At 59.2% G+C, this 16,425-nt stretch carries 16 protein-coding genes and 1 pseudogene; 9 read left to right on the top strand and 8 right to left on the bottom strand.

The window, feature by feature from the left end:
• Positions 1-259: 259 nt before the first annotated feature.
• Positions 260-1,272, top strand: a pseudogene (locus AB6804_RS30015) (IS110 family transposase).
• A gap of 312 nt (positions 1,273-1,584) precedes the next feature.
• A protein-coding gene (locus AB6804_RS30010) for an IS5 family transposase (protein WP_370889549.1) occupies positions 1,585-2,396 on the top strand; the annotation gives its coding sequence in 2 pieces (ribosomal slippage) (positions 1,585-1,924 and positions 1,924-2,396; 813 coding nt in all).
• Positions 2,397-2,445: 49 nt separating this feature from the next.
• Here AB6804_RS30010 and AB6804_RS30005 read toward each other — a convergent pair.
• From AB6804_RS30005 to AB6804_RS29990, 4 genes are all read right to left on the bottom strand, one after another.
• Complete coding sequence (locus tag AB6804_RS30005; RefSeq protein WP_370889548.1) at positions 2,446-4,146, bottom strand: methyl-accepting chemotaxis protein; 1,701 nt, start codon at positions 4,144-4,146, stop codon at positions 2,446-2,448.
• Between the two features lie 588 nt (positions 4,147-4,734).
• Entirely contained in the window at positions 4,735-5,049 is a 315-nt protein-coding gene (locus tag AB6804_RS30000) for a hypothetical protein (protein WP_370889547.1), read from the bottom strand.
• Positions 5,046-6,005 carry a chemotaxis protein gene (locus AB6804_RS29995; RefSeq protein WP_370889546.1) on the bottom strand — a complete coding sequence of 320 codons (960 nt, stop codon included), beginning with the start codon at positions 6,003-6,005 and terminating at the stop codon, positions 5,046-5,048. Before AB6804_RS29995 ends, AB6804_RS30000 begins: the two co-directional genes overlap by 4 nt.
• Positions 6,006-6,154: 149 nt before the next feature.
• A complete protein-coding gene (locus AB6804_RS29990) occupies positions 6,155-7,849 on the bottom strand; it encodes a methyl-accepting chemotaxis protein (RefSeq protein WP_370889545.1) in 1,695 nt (564 codons plus the stop codon).
• Between the two features lie 85 nt (positions 7,850-7,934).
• On the opposite strand from AB6804_RS29990, the gene AB6804_RS29985 reads away from it, so the two are divergent.
• The 3 genes from AB6804_RS29985 to AB6804_RS29975 are packed head-to-tail and all read left to right on the top strand — an operon-like array spanning position 7,935 to position 10,245.
• Complete coding sequence (locus AB6804_RS29985; protein WP_370889544.1) at positions 7,935-8,177, top strand: hypothetical protein; 243 nt, start codon at positions 7,935-7,937, stop codon at positions 8,175-8,177.
• Positions 8,178-8,666, top strand: coding sequence for a chemotaxis protein CheW (locus AB6804_RS29980; protein ID WP_370889543.1), 489 nt, complete (start codon positions 8,178-8,180; stop codon positions 8,664-8,666).
• Positions 8,667-8,703: 37 nt separating this feature from the next.
• Positions 8,704-10,245: a methyl-accepting chemotaxis protein gene (locus tag AB6804_RS29975; protein ID WP_370889542.1), complete on the top strand. Its 1,542-nt coding sequence runs from the start codon at positions 8,704-8,706 to the stop codon at positions 10,243-10,245.
• A gap of 70 nt (positions 10,246-10,315) precedes the next feature.
• Here AB6804_RS29975 and AB6804_RS29970 read toward each other — a convergent pair whose 3' ends face one another.
• Entirely contained in the window at positions 10,316-10,807 is a 492-nt protein-coding gene (locus AB6804_RS29970) for an H-NS family nucleoid-associated regulatory protein (protein ID WP_370889550.1), read from the bottom strand.
• A gap of 350 nt (positions 10,808-11,157) precedes the next feature.
• Between AB6804_RS29970 and AB6804_RS29965 the strand changes: the two genes are divergently transcribed.
• The gene (locus AB6804_RS29965) at positions 11,158-11,865 is read left to right on the top strand and encodes a nucleoside 2-deoxyribosyltransferase (protein ID WP_370889541.1); all 708 of its coding nucleotides are present in this window, start codon (positions 11,158-11,160) and stop codon (positions 11,863-11,865) included.
• Positions 11,866-11,891: 26 nt separating this feature from the next.
• Here AB6804_RS29965 and AB6804_RS29960 read toward each other — a convergent pair whose 3' ends face one another.
• From AB6804_RS29960 to AB6804_RS29950, 3 genes are read right to left on the bottom strand one after another with little or no spacing between them, the layout of a single operon-like run.
• Positions 11,892-12,455, bottom strand: a complete 564-nt coding sequence (locus AB6804_RS29960; protein WP_370889540.1) for a hypothetical protein — start codon at positions 12,453-12,455, stop codon at positions 11,892-11,894.
• Positions 12,456-12,491: 36 nt separating this feature from the next.
• The gene (locus AB6804_RS29955) at positions 12,492-13,085 is read right to left on the bottom strand and encodes a hypothetical protein (RefSeq protein ID WP_370889539.1); all 594 of its coding nucleotides are present in this window, start codon (positions 13,083-13,085) and stop codon (positions 12,492-12,494) included.
• A gap of 39 nt (positions 13,086-13,124) precedes the next feature.
• Positions 13,125-13,727 carry a hypothetical protein gene (locus AB6804_RS29950; protein ID WP_370889538.1) on the bottom strand — a complete coding sequence of 201 codons (603 nt, stop codon included), beginning with the start codon at positions 13,725-13,727 and terminating at the stop codon, positions 13,125-13,127.
• Positions 13,728-14,020: 293 nt separating this feature from the next.
• On the opposite strand from AB6804_RS29950, the gene AB6804_RS29945 reads away from it, so the two are divergent.
• The 3 genes from AB6804_RS29945 (at position 14,021) to AB6804_RS29935 (ending at position 16,384) form a co-directional block, all read left to right on the top strand.
• Complete coding sequence (locus AB6804_RS29945; protein ID WP_370889537.1) at positions 14,021-14,977, top strand: tyrosine-type recombinase/integrase; 957 nt, start codon at positions 14,021-14,023, stop codon at positions 14,975-14,977.
• Between the two features lie 271 nt (positions 14,978-15,248).
• Positions 15,249-15,878, top strand: a complete 630-nt coding sequence (locus AB6804_RS29940; RefSeq protein WP_370889536.1) for a hypothetical protein — start codon at positions 15,249-15,251, stop codon at positions 15,876-15,878.
• The gene (locus AB6804_RS29935; RefSeq protein WP_370889535.1) at positions 15,875-16,384 is read left to right on the top strand and encodes a hypothetical protein; all 510 of its coding nucleotides are present in this window, start codon (positions 15,875-15,877) and stop codon (positions 16,382-16,384) included. The genes AB6804_RS29940 and AB6804_RS29935 overlap by 4 nt, the downstream gene beginning before the upstream one ends.
• Positions 16,385-16,425: the final 41 nt, after the last annotated feature.

The raw sequence follows: 16,425 nt of genomic DNA, 5'->3' as shown, positions 1-16,425 counted from the left end.
AAGAACTCCCGCTTGCGCGTGCGCTTGGTTGACAGGTCCAAGCCGAGATGAAGTTGCGTCATCGTGATGCCTCCAGGTCGTAGCCACTATGGTAGCATTCCTAATCGATGTTACACGAAGGGATTACGCAGATGGTATGGACGCCTCCCCCCGGCAACGGGTCCTTGGTGATGGGAACCGGAGTTGCAAGTTCGAGCGGGCGCGACGTACGTATGCGAGAGTGGGAATGTTCTTAATCAGGCTGCGAGGAGAATCCGAGATGAATGCCGCGATCATTGGAATGGACATTGCCAAGCAGGTGTTTCAGCTTCACTCGGTCGACCGTCAAAGCGGTCAAATCGAACGGTTCAAAATCAAGCGTGCTCAGGTGCTTGAGTTCTTTGCTCGCCGAGCTCCTTCGGTAGTCGTCATGGAAGCATGTGGTAGCGCACATGACTGGGCGAGACGACTGCAAGCGTTGGGTCACGAGGTGAAACTGATATCTGCCAGATCAGTACGCCCCTTTGTACTTCGGAACAAGACTGACGCTGCCGACGCGCGAGCGATCTGGACTGCTGCTCAGCAACCAGACGCTCGATTCGTCGCCGTAAAAAGCGAAGCTCAGCAGACAGTTCTGGCGATACATCGAGTGCGTGCGCAACTGATGAAGTTTCGCATCATGCAAACCAATGCATTGCGTGGACTGTTGTATGAGTTCGGCGAAGTCTTGCCCGAAAGCTACCGTGCCTTCAGTAAGGCATTCCCTGCCGCGCTTGCGGGCGTCGCCGAGCGCCTGCCGTCCTTGCTGGTCGACAGCTTGAGGGAGCAGTGGCAACGTGTGCAGCATACCGATCGTGAAATCGCTGTCTTGGAACGGCGTCTTAACATTCTGTTTCGTGACAACCCACACTGCAAGAAGGTCGGGGAAATTCCTGGTGTCGGTCTTCTCACAGCGACCGCTACTGTCGCAGCTATTGGCGATCCGCAAACCTTCAAGTCGGGGCGCGAGTTTGCCGCATGGCTGGGGCTCGTCCCACGGCAGACTGGAACCGGTGGGCGAATCCGGCAGATGGGTCTGAGCAAGCGTGGAGATACTATTTGCGCACGCTATTGATGCACGGCGCCCGCTCGATAATCATCCAAGGAAAGCGTTCGTCCTGGCTTGAGGATTTGCTAAAGCGCAGACCCTTTAATGTCGCGGTTGCAGCGGTCGCGAATAAGCTGGCAAGAACCATTTGGGCAGTTCTGGCAAGATCGCAGGAATATAAAGGTTCATTGCTCGCTACCGCGTAGCCTCCTGGGCTTTCCGGCTCAAGATACTTCCAACTTCCCAAGGAGCGCAAGCACGTGCTGCATGATGGCTAACAGGTTGGACCGGGGCGAGGAAAACCCGATAAGGAACATGAACCATAGCGTTCGATATGCAGATGAGGACCTCGCCAGCGAATTCCATCAGGGCCAGCAGGCCAAATCGGCCTGCAAAACGGGCCGGACATAAGCGTGCTGCCTTTACCTGCCAGCCAACATCGCAACATTGTTTGCAATCCGGGAGGCGTCCACATAAGCTTCCTTAACTTTCTGTCTTGTTTTGCCTGACAGGAAGCGATGCCTAAAGAACTCATAGACGACGAACTGTGGTCACTCATCGAACCACTTCTGCCTGCGCGAGCACCTCGCAATCGGCAATATGCGGGGCGCAAGCCAACACCCGACCGTGCTGTACTGACGGGCATCGTGTTCGTACTGCGCTCAGGCATCGCGTGGAATCTCCTGCCGCAGGAGATGGGGTGCGGCTCAGGTACTGCCTGTTGGCGACGGCTCGTCGCATGGCAGGAAGCAGGCGTCTGGCAACGCATCCACGAAACTCTGCTGGCCGAACTTCGTCGTCGCGGCGAAATCGATTTGTCGCGAGCGCTCGTGGACAGCTCATCGATTCGCGCCATGCTGGCGGGAAAAAAACCGGCCCCAATCCCACGGACCGGCGCAAGCTCGGCAGCAAACACCACCTCATCGTCGACGCGCAAGGCATCCCGCTCGCGGTCATCCTGAGCGCAGCCAATCGACATGACATCACCCAACTCGATGCACTCGTCGAGGCAATTCCACCTATCAGAGGCAAGCGCGGGCGCCCCCTGCATAAACCACAAATCGTTCAGGGCGACCGGGGCTACAGTTCCGAACCACATCGGCAACATTTGAGAGAACGCGGCATCACGCCGGTGCTCGCAAAAATCGGCTCGTCCCACGGAAGCGGTCTTGGCAAAACGCGTTGGCCAGTCGAGCGCTCGATTGCATGGCTTCACTCGTTTCGCCGGCTGAAGATTCGCTACGAACGCTACGCTTATGTTCACGAGGCCTTCCTGTCTCTCGCTTGCGCCTTGATTTGCTGGACGCGTCTCAAACCCTTGTTTCACTAATTTCGCAACAGCTTCTTAGTCTTCATCGGCACAATTGCACCTCCTGAAGTCAAAACGTCGACCAATCGCCATCATCCCCCGCATGAACGGGCTGCGCGGCAGCAGGCGCTGGCTTTGCCACTTTCGTCACCGTCGGCGCTTTCTTGGGGGCCGACGGCCGCGCAATCTGCGGCGTGTAGGTGTTCGTCGCTGCGACGGAAGGCGTTTGAGCAGTTCGGAACACCGCGACGGCTGCAGACAGATGTTTCGCCTGGTCTTCCATTGACCCCGCTGCTGCCGCTGCTTCCTCAACGAGCGCCGCATTCTGCTGCGTCACCTCGTCCATCTGGGAGATGGCTTGATTCACCTGCTCGATGCCGCGGCTCTGCTCGTTAGACGCAGAGGCAATCTCGCCCATGATGTCGGTGACGCGCTGGATGGCGGTGCCGACGCGCTGCATGGTTTCCCCTGCCCGTGCGACGAGTTCCGTACCCGATTGCACTCGGTCGCCGGAAGTCTCAATCAAAGCTTTGATCTCTTTTGCAGCGGCTGATGAGCGCTGTGCAAGACTGCGGACTTCACTGGCGACGACCGCGAAGCCACGGCCTTGCTCCCCTGCGCGCGCCGCTTCGACCGCCGCGTTGAGCGCCAAAATGTTGGTTTGGAACGCAATGCCTTCGATCATGCCGATGATCTCAGCGATTTTGGCGGAGCTTTGCTCGATGCCGGTCATCGTTTCCACGACCTGACCAACGATCGCGGTGCCTTCATTTGCCACGGCCCCCGCATTGTCTGCGAGGCCGCTGGCCTGTTTTGCGTTCTCGGCGTTCTGTTTGACGGTCGCGGTCAACTCTTCCATGCTTGCTGCGGTTTCCTCCAACGACGCCGCCTGCTGTTCGGTGCGCGACGACAAGTCCGTGCTTCCAGCAGCGATCTCGCCCGACGCTGTTCGGATCACGTCGACCGACTCTTTGATTCCGTTGGCGAGCGCGGACAGTTTTGCGAACGCTGCTTGCACAGCCAGCATCAATGTCGCGAGTTCGTCGCGACCGACTGCGTCCACGCGATGCGTGAGATCGCCCTGCTCGAGCGCCTTCATTGCCTCTAGCGCCTGGCCGAGGGGCTTCGTTACGGAGCGAGTGATCGCAAGCATTGCGGCGATAGCCACGAGTACGGCCGCAAGCGTTGCTCCAAACGAAAGTGCAATTGCGCGATCGTAGGTGGCATGAGCCTCTATGGCGGACTCGTCGGCCAGTTCGAACTGGTATGCGACAAGGGCGTCAAGAGCCGCAAAGTACTTGACCTGCGCCTCTGCGACAGGTCCGGTAACTTGCGCGCGTGCCTCATCGATCTTCCCAGCCGTCAACAGGCTGATCGCCGCGTTGCGCGCCGCAGTGTTACGGCCACGAGCGTCGACGAGCGCATTGAAGAGTTCGCGCCCATGAGCCGACGTGATCATGCGGTCGACGCGATCCAGCCGCTGAGACGTCGCCTTCGAGGCTTCAAGGACACCCGCTTTCATCGTCTCGACGTCTTCAGCCCGTCCAGTGATGACAGCGCGCTGCAGGCGCAATACGGTTTGGCTCACAGCGTCTTTCGCCTTACTGACCTCGGCGGCTTTGACCATTCGGTCATCAGTGATCAGCGTGATTTCGTTGTTTAGACCGCGCAAGCTGAAGAAATTGATAGCCGCGACAAGAAGAAGCATCGCAACAACGACGCCGAAGCCAATGATCAGGCGAGCACTGACCTTTATATTTTGCAGATTCATTAGGGATTCCGAGGGACCGAATTTTAGTTTTCTTCGGAAGGCGCACCGCTCACGTTCATGTTGCCGCACGGCGGGTCGCCGGGCGCACCGCAAGGCCCAGGGATCGCTCAGGGATTGAGTCGTTGGCGCAACTTTCGTCTTCCTTTCAGAGTATCGGCGCGCGTCGCGCATCCTTTATTCGTAATTCCCACTATTTGCAATGATGTAGTTCCTTGACCGAGGCTTTTCTTGAGCGTCAGCCTCACGCAGCTCTGCGGTGACCGAGGGTGGGTTTAGCTGCCATTCCGTCGACAGGGAAATGCCGTGTTGTTCCAGCCGCGAGACAACGCTCCATGAATGTATGTCGCGGATGCCCGGACTGTCGCCGCGCGTGCGGCTCGCGGCGGCAGCGAGATGTCGCTCGCCGCCCGAGCCGTTCCCGCGTACCTAGAGGGTTCCTGAACCGATCGGCGACCGCACTCGTCAGCGGTGTGGTCTGCCCAGCTCAACTCCAGCGTGACCAACAGAACTCCGTTCGACGTGCCCGGCAGGTTCCCCGATCGTCAAACAGGTGCCTTCTGCGCGGTTCGCTAACTAGGTTTGTTCGATTCAACGGTCGGTCAAACACCACCGCTTGTTCCGCGATCCGTCGACGGACTGGTTAAAGCCGCTCTCGAAGACCCACTGCCATTGCGGAAGGGATGGGTCTTCGCCGGGTGTCGCATCGAGATGTGCAACATACGCGGACACTTGGCTGCTGTCGGCGAAGAAACGCAGCTTGCCGATGACTACGTTGTATAGCGGTATCGACTGATCCACGACGAACAAGGTCAGTTTGCGTCCGTCGCTCAGTTGCCATGCAGCGGTCGCTCCGAGACCACTTGGAAAGCGACGGTTAGCAGTTGAGTTAGACGGACCGGTCATGCGGCGACCTTCGACATGGCTTGGCGCATGACCGCAGCGAGTTCCGCCGCAACGAACTTGGACACATAAGCGTTCGCGCCTACCTTGCGCACGTGCTGCTCGTTCGCTGAGCCCGACAACGAAGAGTGGATGACGACGGGGATAGCCTGCAGATCAGCCGCCGATTTGATTTTCCGGGTGAGCGTGAACCCATCCATCTCGGGCATCTCGAGGTCGGTGAGCACAAGTGCAATATCGTCGGTGACCTTCTTGCCCGCCTTCATGGCATTCTGGTTCGCGCGTTCGATCACGTCCCACGCTTCCTGACCGGTCTTGGCCATGGTATACGGCACACCCATCGCTTTCAGGCTCTCTTCGATAAGCGCCCGCGCCACACCCGAGTCGTCGGCAGCAAGGATTCTTGCGCCGGGCGGCAGCGACAACCGTCCAGTGCTTTCCTCATTGATCTCCGGCTCGCTCGTTGGCAATACGTCCCGCAAGATCTGTTCGACGTCGAGCACCTGCGCCAAGCGCCCGCCTGGTTGCGCATCGAGTCGCGCGATGCTGGTGACCGCCTTACCGCTCGAGTGGCCCTCGGCCGACAGGACACGGTTCCACTCCAGGCGAACGATATCGTCAACCTCGTCGACGGCGAATCCTTGCGTTGTACGGGCGAACTCGGTGACGAGCAGGATTCGGTTGCCTTCTCGCGGAGTGCAACCGGTCACCTTCGCCAGGTCAATCACGGGGATGATCTCGCCGCGAACATCGGCCACGCCCAGAATTTTGTCCGACGAGCCCGCGAGTTCCGTCAGCGTCGGCATTGCTATGATCTCGCGAATCTTGAACACGTTGATGCCATAGAGTTCGCGCGTGCCGCGGCGCGGGGTGGTGCCAAGCCGGAACAGCAAAAGTTCGAACATGTTGCTGCCTGCGAGCCGCACACGCTGCTCGATATCGTGTTGATCGTTGTTCATTTCGCTCGCTTTCATCTAATAGCTGCCTCGTCGGTACTCCTGCTTACGGCATCCGATTTGACGTTCTGAAGGGAGAACAAAACGTCGGCAGTGGCCGCCGCTCGCGTCAGCGGCCCCTTTTTCAATGGCATCGAAGACGCGCGCCAAGCTTAAAACGTCGACCAATCGCCATCGTCCCCCGCATGAACGGGTTGCGAGGCAGCAGGCGCTGGCTTTGCCGCTTTCGTCATGGTCGGCGATTTCTTGGTGGCCGACGGACGCGCCATCTGCGGAGTGTGCTTGGTCGTCGCTGCGACGGGGACCGTCTGGGCAGTGCGGAACACAGCAACCGCTGCGGACAGTTGCTTCGCCTGATCTTCCATCGAGCCGGCTGCTGCCGCTGCTTCCTCAACGAGCGCCGCATTCTGCTGCGTCACCTCGTCCATCTGCGAAATGGCCTGATTCACTTGCTCGATGCCGCGGCTCTGCTCGTTAGACGCAGAGGCAATCTCGCCCATGATGTCGGTGACGCGCTGGATGGCGGTGCCGACGCGCTGCATGGTTTCCCCTGCCCGTGCGACGAGTTCCGTACCCGCTTGCACTCGGTTGCCGGAGGTTTCAATCAAATCTTTGATCTCTTTTGCAGCGGCTGATGAGCGCTGTGCGAGGCTGCGGACTTCGCTCGCGACTACCGCGAAGCCGCGGCCTTGCTCGCCGGCGCGCGCCGCTTCAACCGCCGCGTTGAGCGCCAAGATGTTGGTCTGAAAGGCGATGCCTTCGATCATGGCGATGATCTCAGCGATCTTCGTGGAGCTTTCCTCAATGCCCGCCATCGTGTCGACGACCTGACCGACGATGGCACTGCCCTCGTTGGCAACGACGTTGGCGTTGTCCGCAAGGCCACTCGCCTGCTTGGCGTTCTCAGAATTCTGCTTGACCGTGGAGGTAAGCTCTTCCATGCTCGCGGCCGTTTCCTGAAGCGAAGCCGCTTGCTCGTCGGTACGGGATGACAGGTCCGTATTGCCAGCAGCGATCTGTTTGCTGGCGCTGGCAATCGCCTCACTGCTTAGTCGGACAGTCCCCACCGTGGCGGCCAATTTTTCTTTCATGGTGGCGACTCCGGCAAGCAATTGCCCCATCTCGTCACGCGTATTAATCGTCACCTCGTGCGTGAGGTCGCCGTTAGAAATGTGCTCGAAGTGCTTCAGGGCCTCGGCAAGTGGCGTCATGATTGCCCGGCGCAGCAAAAACCAGCCAAGCGCTGCGGTAGCGAGACCCACGAGCAATGCCAACACTCCGAGGGTGCGCAGCGTCGACACCCGGGCGTCGCTCTCGGCCATCTGGCGCTTCGCATCGGCGAGTTGGAAACCCTGCAGCTTGTCGAAGGCTTCGATGCACCGGGTGTACGACGTTGGTAAATCCTTGAACGCGATGCGGTCTATCGCTTCTTTGTCGCCCGCTTCTATCGCGGCGCTGAATTTGTTGATCACTTGTCGCACATCGGTGCGAGCATCTGCGACGCTCTTTGCCAATGCCATCTCGTCGGTTCCACGCGGGATCGAGTCATACTTTCCGTACCACTCATCCGATTGACGCATGAATCCATTGGCGCGTGCAACCAGTCCACCGGCGTCCTTGTCTGCCGGGTTCAACGCATAGCGGTCAAGCGCAAGCCGCGCACGAGCGATGTAGTTGTTCGATATGCCGAGGGCGTTGACTGCTGGCAGCGAATTGTCAGAGATGTCTTTGGCCGTCGAATAGGTCGCACTGATGCCGTACCACCCGAAGCCGACTGAGAGCGCCAGCAGGAAACCGAGGAAAGCCATGGTGAGCGCAAGCCGCGCCCGAATCGTGAGGTTCTTCATTGTTCTTGGTTCTAGCGCTCAACAGTAAGGCAATACGATCGCGCCGGTCGCTGGTGCCTGCCGCTTCTCGAATAGAAGACGATCAATGTTTATCGGCAGTGCATTGCGCACAGTTCAGCGAGAAGACTTCAACTTCGGATGGTCCCGAAATGAGATCGGTAACGATGCCCGCATGCGTCAACATATCCTTCTGGCCGCGCTAGGCTGCTGCTCGATCCTGCAGAAGCTCCCGTCCCGTGTTCAGTTTTTTTCCAACGTGCCGTTGTCCGCAGTAGCAGCGTCCGTCGATATGGGCGGCGCTAAGGCAACCCGAACGGCACTTGAATAAATGAATAGCGACCAAAGAAAAGACACGCCCGAAGTGGGCGCCAACGAATTCCTCATCTTCAGTCTGGGCCAAGAGCAGTACGGCATCGACATCCTGAAGGTTCAGGAACTCCGTGGATACGACGCGGTGACGCGCGTGGCCAACGCCCCGGTGTTCATCAAGGGCGTCATTAACTTGCGCGGCGTCATCGTGCCGATTGCCGACATGCGCCTGAAGTTCGAGTTGGAGAGCGCCGTCTACGACGACCAGACGGTTGTTGTTGTGCTCAACGTTGCAGGACGCGTGGTGGGCATCGTCGTTGACGGCGTATCCGACGTGCAGACGCTCACGCCCGAGCAGATCCGGCCAGCACCGGGCTTCAATTCGACGGTCAACACCGACTACATCACCGGCATCGGGACGATCGACGACCGCATGTTGATCTTGATGGACATCGAGAAGCTCATCACGAGCGAGGAAATGGCGCTGGTTCAACCCGCCATCGCCTGACCACTGCAGAGAACCTAGAAGCCACACCCACAACGAAATGACATTCACCAGAAAACTTTGGCTTCCGCTACTTCTAAGCCTTGCGTGCCTCGCAGGTGTTTCGATCGCCGACGCGTATCGTATGCGCACCCTGCGGACTGAGCAGACCCAAGCGGATATCAGGCACGCGACCGAGGTCGTTAACAGCATCGTTAAGGAGTTTGCCGATGCCGCTGCAAAAGGATCGATGACGGAAGACCAAGCCAAGCAGGGCGCGCTGCGCGCGATCCGCGATATCCGCTATGGCGACAGTGGCTACTTCAGCGTGTTCGATTCGCAGGCGAAGGTGCTTGCGCATCCGATCAAGCCCGACTTCGTCGGCAAGAGCATGATGGACTTCAAGGATCCCAACGGCGTCTATGTTTATCGTGAGCTCATCGGTGTAGGCAAGCGACAAGGCGCGGGCTACACGTACTATTCGTTCGCCAAGCCGGGAAGCAGTGAAATCCTGCCGAAAATGTCCTACGTGTCGATGTACAAGCCGTGGGACTGGCTCATCAACACCGGCGTCTACATCGACGACATCAATGCCGCGTTCTATGCGTCGCTCGGCTGGAGTCTTGGCGCCTTCGCCGTGATTGCAGCACTGCTAAGCCTTTTCGTGGCGCGGCTCAACCGTGGGATACTTCGTTCGATGGGCGGAGAACCGGCATACGCAGCGGAAGTGGCGAACCAGATCGCGGATAACAATCTCGCCGTTGACGTGGCCACTGCCGCGGACGACCGCTCCAGCCTCATGTATTCGATGGCCCGCATGCGCACGCAATTGCTGTCAGCCGTTGACAGCGTGAAGACGTCCGCTAATGCGATCGCCAATGCCAGCCGTGAAATCGCTGTCGGCAACACGGACCTGTCGTCGCGCACCGAGCAGCAGGCCGCGTCGCTGGAAGAAACAGCGGCCAGCATGGAAGAGCTGACTGCGGCCGTGAAGCACAATTCAGAGAACGCGCGTCAGGCAAGCGGCTTGGCCGGCAACGCGCGCGACGTTGCACAGCAAGGCGCGACGATCGTCACGAACGTCGTCGGGACAATGGCCGAGATCGAGCAAAGCTCGCACAAGATCGCCGAGATCATCGGCATGATCGAGGGCATAGCGTTCCAGACGAACATCCTGGCGCTCAACGCTGCGGTCGAAGCCGCACGTGCCGGCGAACAGGGGCGCGGTTTCGCCGTGGTTGCGGGCGAAGTACGCAGTTTGGCGCAGCGCTCATCCACGGCCGCCAAAGAGATTCGCGAGCTGATCGAAGCATCCAGTACGCGTGTCCACACGGGCACAGCACTCGTCGGGCAAGCTGGGGAGACGATGACCAAGATCGGCGCAGCGATTCAGAAGGTCACCGACATCATGGACGAGATTGCGTCTGCTTCGAATGAACAAAGTCGCGGCATCGAGCAGGTGAACACGGCGATTGCCCAGATGGACGAGGTCACGCAGCAAAATGCAGCGCTCGTCGAGCAGGCCGCCGCCGCTGCCGGTTCGCTTCAAGATCAGGCCGAAACGCTGCGCGCGACGATGGCCGTCTTTAAGACCGAAGCGTAGCAGGCGTTGGCGAGCGGTCCGCTGACTGCTTGGCCTTCTCTAAAGAAAGAAGACGCCCCGCCCTGCGCCCCTATGTCCGCTTCGCGCGGGCGGACTTTGACGCGTTGGGCGTCTTTGCGGCCTTAGTCGAGCGCGCCGGCGCCGCGTTCGTTTTTGACTTCGGCTTCTTAGTGCCGGCCGCTTTGCTATCAGCCGCGGAGATTAGGAACTTGCTCCTGTCCTTTACCGATGCCAACCATCCCGGCGCCATGCCGCGGCCGCTCCACTCGGCTCCTGATTTGGGATCTCGGTACTTCGCCGGTTGGGGACCGCGAGGGTAGTTCCCGGTGCGCTTGCCCGAGTCGCTATCGTTAGAGTCGACTGCCGCAGAGACCAGAAATCTCGCACGATTCTTAGCGTTCGCTATCCACGCCGGCGCTCGGCCTCGACCGCTCCACGTTGCGCCCGTCTTCGGATCACGATACTTGCCGGTCGCAGCTAGCGGAGCGCCGACAGAGTTCTTTGCAGGGCCAGCTCTACCTCGATTAGTCAAGTCGTCGATTGTCAGGCCGTGCTCTTTCATAAGCGAATGAATTTTTGCGACGGCAGCAATGGCCTGCTTCTTTTGAATCGCGTCCGCTCGAGCCTGCAATTTCTTAATCCTTTCTTCGATGTTTGAGAGGGTCGTCATATTCTTCCCTTGGGTTGTCTGACGTGCCGCACTATGCCATACGTCTTTTCTTCCAGGCTCGGAGACGCAGGCTAACCGAGCTCGCAACCGCCATTGTTCAGTTCCGCGTCGCTTGAGGCGGGAGGGGCGAGTGACTTGACTACGCGGGGTTATTGGTAAGCTCCTAGGCGTTCCAATAGCCATGCAGTCGAAGCCACGAACCGATGTCAAAAAGAAATCCGACGAAGTCGCAGCGTGCCGTGATGGAATTGCTCGATCAGGGCCTACCGGTCGAGCAGATTGCGAACAGTCTCGGCAAGAGCGCCTTGGCTGTGAAGAAACAGCTAAACCGGATCAAACGCCGGGTCCGCGAAGGAAGGATCGATCCTTCCCCTCTGCCGATCGAGCGCGCCGCGAGCAAGCCACGCATCTACCTTGCAGGCTTCGATGTCTTTCGCCGCGACGCGAAGGAACACGGCGAGCATCTCAAGCAGCTCTGCCGCGATCGCGGCTTCGTTGGGCTATACCCGCTCGACGGCGATGTCCCCTCCTCCCTCCTGCCGCACGAGGCCGCTCGCCACATCTATGCGGCGAACGTCGAGTTGATTCGTTCGGCCGATATCGTGATGGCAAACCTCAATGACTTTCGGGGCGCCGGCGAGCCTGACAGCGGGACGGCGTTCGAAGTCGGTTTTGCGGTGGCGCTCGGCAAGCTCGTGTGGGCATATCGGTCCAGCGAAGCGACGCTGGCTGCGCGTGTATCGGCAGCGGCGACCGAAAATAACGGCGCTTTTTGTGCGCGCGGTTATCTCATTGAGGACTTTGGGCTGAGCGTCAATCTGATGCTGGCATGTTCCGCACGGATTGTCGTCGGAGGACCGGCAGCTTGCCTTGACGCAATTGAGAGCCAGATCGCGGGGGGGCGGGCAGCGAGCCGGTCGCCGATTCGCTCGGAGGCCGGTTCGTTCTAGCGCGGCGCGCTTTAAGGCGCCAGCGCTCAGTGCCCGACGGTCAGCGGCTCCGGAAACTCGTCAGACAAGTTTAGAGAGTCTCCGATGGGCCAAACCAGGAAGGATTCGCCGAAGAAAGGTTCACAACCGGCAGGGCGGCCTTGCGAGCCGATGCTCTCGTACTGCGAAGGTTGGTCTTTGGCGACATACAGCACCGCCTTGCCACCCTTACGTTCGATGACAGCCGGCCGCAAGGGGCCGAGTGCGATCCATACGTATCGCGTACCTGTGCAGCCGGCGCCCGAGTAGGCCGGCCGGGCCCCGCTCCACATAAAAGCGTTTGCAGACTGAGCGCCGTCTGGCGTTTTAAGGCGGGTGACGCCGACGAAAACGGCCGCGCCCTTGACGTTCATAATTACCCCGCCGTCCGACACGAGGTCGGAAGAACTCGCTTGCATCGGTGCATCCACGACCGTTCCCACGAGCCTGCCTCGTGCGTCGTATAGCTTGGCGGAGTGCTGGTGCCATCCTTCGTCGCCTGCACCGTGAGCGAACGCTGATGCGCTCGCCGCAAAGACCGCGATGACGATCGCACTACGAAGATTGAACATACTCACCTCGTCCCTGACGTACGAACACTGTTACAGTCACCGGCCTATCCGCAGTGGTTCGGGATGGAGCTGAGTCAAGTCGATTGTGCTCTCGACCGGCCATGCCCTGTCAGAGTGCGGCGGCGCGCCTCTATCGCAGGATGGGGGGTCACCATCGTATATGGAGGAGCCAAATTGCGTGACTTCTGAAATGGTGTCGCGCGCAATATAGAGGGTCGCGGTCGTTCCTCTGCGCTCGATGGCGCTCGGACGAAAGATACCCCGCTCGTAATAAACGTACGACGTTCCGCTACAGTTCTCGCTCAAGTAGGCGAGGCGCGGGTACTGCCACATCATTTCGTCGGTAGCTGTGCCTCCGCCGTCAGATCGAAGTTTTCCGACGCGAGAGAAGCCGGCGAAAACGAACACTCCCCTCACGTTAAGCACAACACCGCCGTCGTAACCGCTGCCCGAGACATAAACCACGTCGCCAACCAAGGCGCCTCGTGCATCATAGAGGCGCGCTTGACCGTCGTTCGGATGAGCATGGTGGTGGCGTTCATCACGGCGCCCCTCCTCCGCGGCTGCATCGATTGCAACGAGACAAAGGAGCAGCGCCGACAGGAACCAACCCAATTTCAGACGGAACACGTAGCCACCTCAGTTCGTAAGAACGGTTTATGTCGTTCGCTAGAAGCCGACGCGCAAAGGCTCCGGATGCTTGGCACTCAAGTCGACGGTACTTTCCACTCGCCAGATAGTGTCAACATACGGATCGTTGCCGACGCACTGTCCAAGGTCTAAGCGAGATACGATAGTGTGGTTTTCGGCGGGCCCTTCGGCTCCGATGAGAAGCGTCACCTTAGCGCCTTGCCTGACGATCGCGGCTGGTCGGAGCACCGAGTCGGGGTAAACGTACGGCGCGCCGGTGCAATTGGCCCCATCGTACGAGACGATTGAGTTGTCACTCCAAACCATCTGAGTCGCCGAATCCGGGAAGTTGAAGCCTTTGGAAAGACGAGTCAACTTCACGTAGACCGAAGCACCGTTGACGTTAATAACAACGGCGCCGGGATCGTTGCCCCTGCTGCCTATGACAATCTCGCCGACGAGATCTCCTCGGGCATCATAGAGCTTGGGGACAAGGCCGTGTTCGTCGTGGCGTCCGTCGCGCTCGCCAAGTGCGTGTGGCGAGATCTGTTCGTCCTCTCCATAGCTAAGCGAAATCCCAGCTGTTGCGGAAGTCCCCAGCAAGAAGGCTGCGAGCAGCCATTGAAAAAAGTGCGTATTCACGATGTCCCCGCTGCCTACTATGGCGGCTAGCCCGCGCTCTTATAATATGCACAACTTGATAAAGACCCAAGTCCCGTAACGTCGAGCTCGGTTTGGATTACGCGCAGCCTTATGCTCATTGTCGGCACTGGCGCCGTACAATTTTAGAGCTTCGTGGGGCGGACCGGCTGCTTGTCTTGACGCCATCAGGAGCAAGGCGGACGGAGGCACCCCCGACTTGGTGGCGGGGGGTTGGCGAAGCGTTAGCTTCGCTGTAGGGTTTGGGTTAGGCCAATTTCAGTATATCGATTTAAATGTTCGACGACCTTTGGCTTGCTGCCCCCGAAGACGCCTACGCGCAATGGCAACGTGAAGAAGCCACTGGCGCGGATCGCCGCGCCTTTGCCGACCAGTCGATCGTGCAACACCGGTCGATGTTCTCGCGATTCAACGACTACCTGATCGCCCATCATGCGAGCGTGGCGAGCTATGGGGCCGATCACCTCGATGGTTTTTTCGCCGCGCTTGCGCAGGACTGCTCGCCCGGCACGACCACCCGCCTTCGTTACCTCAAGCTGATCGATCGGTTCACGCGACACCTGGTCAACATCGAACTGCGAGCGGACAATCCGGCCGCGCAGATGCTACTCAACGAGAGTTGGCCAGAGGATGAACCGACGCCGATCTATCTGTCCTCAGGAGACGATGCGCGCCTACAGGCCGTCTGCGTTGCGATGGAAGGCGCTGCATTCAAGGAACTGCGGAACACGGCGATCGTTGCGCTCTTTCTGGCCTCCGGAGTGACGGCGGCCGAGTTGAGACAACTGAGGGTCGATGATCTCGATGTAGGCCACCACCGCCCCACTTTCTTCGTCGACAAGCACGGGCCTCGCATCGCCCGTCGCGTGCCCATCGATGCCTTCGCGGTTGATGTTCTACGCGACTACCATGACGTGCGCCGAAGCATTCAGTGCGCGACGCAATGGCTGTTTATCGCGACCGCAGCAGGAAAACCGATGCAGCCTGACACGATGGTCAAATGCGTGCGTGCAGCCCTTAAGCGGGCCGGCTTGGCTGCGGCCGACGAAAGTCCGCGCCTGCTCCGAAACACGTACGGCCGTCGGCACATCGTCGCGGGCAAGACCAACGAACAAGTAAGCAGTCTCATGGGCCTTTCCAGCCACCGCACCGCCACCCGCCTTCGCCAAACGGTCGAGGCGAGTCACGACTTGCTTCGAGTGGCCTTCTGTATTGCGCGACCGCACTACTAATACCCCTGTCGTCACGACGCATCCGTTTGGCTTATTGCAACCTCACTCGCCAACGCGTGGGCAGCACACGGACTGCTTCGAGTCTTCCGCCAAACGTAGAACGCAATAAATCCGTCAATCCGGAATCGAGGCGCCAGCGGCATCTACGGGCGGGAATTGACGACTTCAATTCCAGTTCGAACGAAATAAAGTCGTCAATTCGCATAAGTCCGCATTAAATTCGTCAATTCGCGCCCTAGACTTCGAATTTTCTCCGTAAGTCACTGATCTTATGGACAACATCCTCCATTGTCAGCCGACCGCGCTTGACCGTCCGCGCGGCGCTCATCGTCTGGAAGCTTTCAGCCTAAAGGCGGGTCGCCGGCTAACGCTCTACCGTCAGTCCGCGCCCGAGCAGTGGGTAATCCTGGAGGCAGATCCAGCGGTCATCGCGTTCTGTGAGCGACCGGGTTTTATCCAATCTGAAGGGAAACGCTATCTCGCGGATTTTTGGGTGCGTTACTTTGATCGTCAAGAATTAGTGATCCTATTCGATTTGGCGTACGAGCGACCTGCAAAACCTGCTGCGCTCCTCGAGCATGCGGGGCTAACGGTGAAGGTGGTTCAGTCGTCTGAAATCGCTGCCTCTCGGGCGTGGATCGCGAACTGGAAGCGGATGCTACCTTGCCTCATCGCCACGCGTAGCCTCGTACCTCCGTCGCTCAGCACCGCGATTGAGCGGTTTCTTGCTCGTCCGCATCGGCTACTTTCGATTGAGCGCGAGTTCACGACTGGGGATCCAGTCCTTGTGCGCGCTGCTGTTTTCGGCTTGCTGCATGCCGGCCGTGCCCAGGCACCGGGATTACGGACGCACGAATTATCGCTGCTCACGGAATTTGTCGCAGCTGGAGAAGTGGTATGAACCGGCGGCGCACTGATTTCCAGGCCTTGGACGTTGCGGCATGGCCTGGCGTCGCCTATACGGAATTTGACGACGAAGAGCGTCGCGCTTTTCAGCGTCGTGTCAATGCCGTCGAGCGTTATGCACGAGGAGAGTCCATCGGGGAGATCGAGTTGGCGACAGGCGTGAACAGAAGACAGCTCTATCGTTTGCTCGACAGGGGATTGGCACAGCATCCTGACGGACGCATCTTCGGCTTTCGCGCGGCATTGAAACACGTGCGCATCTCGGACTATGCCAGGACAAGTCCCGTAAGGGTTCACGGTGACCGCGGAAGTCGCGGCGCCGCGGGTGCCTTGTCGCTGCTCTTCGAGCGATATCCGGCGCTGGCCGCATGGCTGCTGCTACAAGTTAAACAACGACGTGTACTGCTGCAACAGGTCGGGACGGACGGACGCCTTCGTACGCGCCTGCGTGGGCTGCGATCCTTTAAAGGCCAGTTCAAAAAGCGCGCTCCGTTCGGCTGAAGATGTTCCAGCAGACGAGTGCGCAGGCTAGCTTTAAGAAA

It is taken from the genome of Caballeronia sp. RCC_10, assembly GCF_041360715.1.
In the GTDB taxonomy this organism is placed as follows: Bacteria; Pseudomonadota; Gammaproteobacteria; order Burkholderiales; family Burkholderiaceae; genus Caballeronia; species Caballeronia grimmiae.
This window is presented reverse-complemented; position numbering and strand designations above follow the sequence as displayed.